The organism is Polaromonas sp. P2_G11, from assembly GCF_056403595.1.
In genome coordinates, this window is record NZ_JBFUFE010000011.1 from 1 (window position 1) to 3,734 (window position 3,734).

The window sequence follows — 3,734 nt, forward strand, 5'->3', positions numbered from 1 at the left end:
CAGCAACGGAGTCCCGGTGCCCGCACTGGACCAGAGCTTTGGTTATGACAACCTGAACCGACTGATCAGCGCCACCTTGGGCAGCAGTGCGATCCAGTACAGCTATGACGCCACGGGCAACCGCACGGCCAAAGTCGTTGGCGGCACGAGCTACCCCAACACCATTGCCAGCACCAGCAACCGGCTGAACCAGACGCAGGACAGCACCGGCGTCGCCACCGTGGTGCACGATGCGGCCGGCAACATCACAAGCGACGGGGTCAATAGCTATAGCTACAGCGACCGCGGCAGGCTGGCCACGGTGACGAACGCCGGCGGCACGGTGAACTACAGTTACAGCGCCCTGGAGTTGAGGATGAGCAAGACGGGACCGACGGCCTTGATCCCAACCGGTGCGGCGTACTACATCTATGACGAAGAAGGAAAACTGCTCGGTGAGTACGATGCCAATGGGGTTCCCCAATACGAAACCATCTACATGGGCATGCCGGTCGGGGTGATCAAGCAGACGGGAACGGGAGCCGGAAGTGACATTGCCATCGGCCTGTACAACGTCTCGACGGATCAGCTCGGTGCGCCACGCATCATCACGCGGCAAATTGATGATGCGGTTGTGTGGCGCTGGGATACGGCGGAGCCCTTTGGCGCGACGGCGCCTGATCAGAATCCGAGCAGCCTGGGGGCCTTCGCCTTTAACCAGCGGCTGCCTGGGCAGACCTTTGATGCCGAGAGTGGGTTGTTCCAGAACTGGAACCGGGAGTACAACCCGAGGATCGGGCGCTATATGCAGTCCGATCCCATTGGGCTTGGGGGTGGAATCAATACCTTTGCCTATGTGGGCGGGGATCCTCTGATGTTTGTTGATCCACGTGGGCTAAACCATGTACTTGGGGTGCTTGGGGTCGCATTTATAGCGTATGAGATTGCCAATAGTGATACGCCTCTGATCGGTGGCGGCGTTGCAAAAGCCGGGACGAAAGTGGCTGAAGCGTGTGTAGCAGAAGGGGTCAGAGTATCGAAAAAGGGCATGTCACTTGTTGAGGCGAACTTGGCAAGATTTGAACCAACCGCAGCTAACGTTGCAATGGTCGATAGGTTGAAGGAAAGCCTTCAAACGGGTGCGAGAGCGATAGGTGCAGATGCAAATTTTTACCTCCACGAGATCGCAGAAGGTACAGCGCGCAGAGCGGGATTGGCTTATGACGCGGCTCATGCGGCTGCGATTGAAAAGTACAGCATTTCACCTTTTTCTCTCTATCATCCAGAAGTGATAAAGAGTCTGCCTGGTGAGTTCAATAACGCGTGGAGAAATTTCTGGGGAATTCAATGAAGTCATTTAACCTGACTAAAGAGCGTAAGGCACGCGTTTGGCTGAGTGAACTACCTACATCATTTCAGACGGATGAGCTTTCATGTAAGAAGGTAGTGCAATGCGAAGGCAGCGTTCGCCCTTTGCGTACGACAATTGCCGTTGAGATTTTTGTACCTGCAGGCGGTCGATTCCTGTATGGGCTGCTGGGAATTCAGTCATTAGGTAAATCGGCGGATAAGACCAGAATAGAGATTCCGATCTTCTCTCGTCCACCGATAACCCACGTTAGCGATTCCTTGGCCGGCACGGTGGATAAGGTTGTGCCATGGATTGACGATGAATATCACGCTGCGATATTAGCGGGTATGAGCGCTGCGGTGGGAGAGTATGCGATAGTTCCTGAGCGCATCCGCATATGCTCCGGCCGGCAGGGGCTTGTTGGTTCTTCCCCAGAAATATTTCGCCGACTGGCATTTATCTGTATGACATTGCTGGCAATTCCAGAGGAAGATATTGGCTGGAAAACAGAAGAGCTTATTGATCGTGGCTAACCCGCGCGTGGGTGTAATAGCAATGCCAGCGCATACACCTGACCATAGGGGGATATAACGTCCTTCAAGAGTGACGGGACCAACAGCTACACCTACAGCGTGTGGATTTCGTGCTTGTTTGATCTGTTTTTTCATCGAGCGCTGAGCCACTGGTGACGCTCTTTTGCGCAGGGCTGGCGATCCACATTTCAGGGTTTTTATGTGGGTCAAGCGATGGCGAAAAAGGTGGGTCACATCGACGCGAAACTTAACAGGATTTCGGAGAATGCCACCAAGGAGTGTCGAATGAGTTTTCGTGATGAGGAGTGGAAACGCCTTTATGACGTGTTTCACAAGTCATTGGCGACGTTGGGACTAGAGAATGCCTTTGGTGATGCGGACTACTGGTTGGTTGACGATGACTACGGAGATACAACGCACAAGCTGTGCGTGCATCGCAAGTCGTTTTTGAAGCCTGCCTTGATCGTCGCTATTCAGAGGGCGTTGGAAGCATTTTCTCAATGGAGGGTAATGATTCAGCTTGAGTTCCACATTGATGGTGTTCCCGACAATTCCTGCGGATTGATCATCTATCCCAATGCGATCGAGGAACGTTGGGATAGAGCGCTGGTTGCAGATATCAACAAGCGGCTCGATCTGTAGCGACGTCAATCCGCTGTGGATTTTCGTGCTTGTTTGATCCGTTTTTTCATTGAGCGCTGAGCTACCGATGACGCCCTTTTTCGCAGGGCTGGCGATCCACATTTCAGGGTTTTAATGAGGGTCAGCGACTGCGAAAAAAATGGGTCACACCGACGCGAAACTTACCAAGATGGAAAATCAAAGCTGCCTCGATTTCATCAAATGGTTTGATGACACCCTAGACATCAGACCTGGAATGCTTGGCTCCGTGGCCGACATTTCTGCGATGTTCTTTGTTGTGGACAACATGAAAAATCTATTGTTGTTTAACGAAAGATTGCCTCATGAATTGTCTTGGAACGAGTTTTTAAGTGAAAAAAAATTATTCCGAAATTTGAAGTCGATACCAATTGAAGACAATTGGGAATTTGAAAGATTTATTGAATTAAGGCATCAATATTTGCAATGGCTAGATAGCCGCCGAGGTTGAACTGCGGCTCAGGGATGGGGCCAGTTCATATCGGTGAGACCATGAAACAAAACACTTTGTTAGACCTTTTAGGTAAGGACGACGGTTCAGTAGACGTAGTACTCAACGCTATTGAGCAACTTCGCAACGAACTATTGCAAGGGCAAGTTGAAGATTGGGAGAACCCCTACGCTAGAGCAATTCCTGGAGGCCATGCATGCATGGCTGGCGACGATGGGGCCTCGTGTCGATGACAAGCCGTCTTGGAAGTTTGTGGAGGCTATGATTCGGGCGGCAAAGATTTACGAGTGAATGCGGAGGACGCGTCGTTTCGCGTACCCACGCTGACAGCCACCTAACCAGCGGAGCCGAGTCAACTACAGCTACGACGCCCAAGGCGTGGTCAACGCTGTCACGGTCAATCCGCCGAATGCCAACGGCGTGGGCACCAGCGGAACAACCCTGCCGCTGATAGCGGGCATCACCACCAACGCTGAAAGCAAACTGACCGGCTGGAGCTGGGCCAGCAGCAAGACCCAGGCGATTGCTTACGACGCCAACGGCCAGATCAGCGCGTACAACCTGGGTGATCCAACAACAACTGGGATTCGCCGAACCATTCTTCGTGACACAGCGGGACGCATCACCGGCTACACCCACACCAGCAACGGAGTCCCGGTGCCCGCACTGGACCAGAGCTTTGGTTATGACAACCTGAACCGACTGATCAGCGCCACCTTGGGCAGCAGTGCGATCCAGTACAGCTATGACGCCACGGGCA

5 protein-coding genes and 1 pseudogene are annotated in these 3,734 nt (G+C 52.9%); all 6 read left to right on the plus strand.

Annotated elements, in window-relative coordinates:
* Nucleotides 1–1,330, plus strand: a 1,330-nt coding sequence (locus AC1DWQ_RS23000) for an RHS repeat domain-containing protein (RefSeq protein ID WP_477671727.1), incomplete at its 5' end; no start/stop codon positions are given.
* The gene (locus AC1DWQ_RS23005) at nt 1,327–1,863 is read left to right on the plus strand and encodes a hypothetical protein (RefSeq protein WP_477671728.1); all 537 of its coding nucleotides are present in this window, start codon (nt 1,327–1,329) and stop codon (nt 1,861–1,863) included. The genes AC1DWQ_RS23000 and AC1DWQ_RS23005, both read left to right, overlap by 4 nt.
* 285 nt (nt 1,864–2,148) lie before the next feature.
* Complete coding sequence (locus AC1DWQ_RS23010) at nt 2,149–2,505, plus strand: hypothetical protein (protein ID WP_477671729.1); 357 nt, start codon at nt 2,149–2,151, stop codon at nt 2,503–2,505.
* A gap of 139 nt (nt 2,506–2,644) precedes the next feature.
* Entirely contained in the window at nt 2,645–2,974 is a 330-nt protein-coding gene (locus tag AC1DWQ_RS23015) for a glutathione S-transferase family protein (protein ID WP_477671730.1), read from the plus strand.
* Nucleotides 2,975–3,187: 213 nt separating this feature from the next.
* Nucleotides 3,188–3,265 carry a hypothetical protein gene (locus AC1DWQ_RS23020; RefSeq protein ID WP_477671731.1) on the plus strand — a complete coding sequence of 26 codons (78 nt, stop codon included), beginning with the start codon at nt 3,188–3,190 and terminating at the stop codon, nt 3,263–3,265.
* A gap of 87 nt (nt 3,266–3,352) precedes the next feature.
* Nucleotides 3,353–3,734: pseudogene (locus AC1DWQ_RS23025) on the plus strand (hypothetical protein); the annotation flags it as partial.

What these genes read in the sequence shown, in the direction of transcription:
- AC1DWQ_RS23005 (WP_477671728.1), top strand. Translation starts at nt 1,327, where the DNA reads ATGAAGTCATTTAACCTGACTAAAGAGCGTAAGGCACGCGTTTGGCTG.
- AC1DWQ_RS23010 (WP_477671729.1), top strand. Translation starts at nt 2,149, where the DNA reads ATGAGTTTTCGTGATGAGGAGTGGAAACGCCTTTATGACGTGTTTCAC.
- AC1DWQ_RS23015 (WP_477671730.1), top strand. Translation starts at nt 2,645, where the DNA reads ATGGGTCACACCGACGCGAAACTTACCAAGATGGAAAATCAAAGCTGC.
- AC1DWQ_RS23020 (WP_477671731.1), top strand. Translation starts at nt 3,188, where the DNA reads ATGGGGCCTCGTGTCGATGACAAGCCGTCTTGGAAGTTTGTGGAGGCT.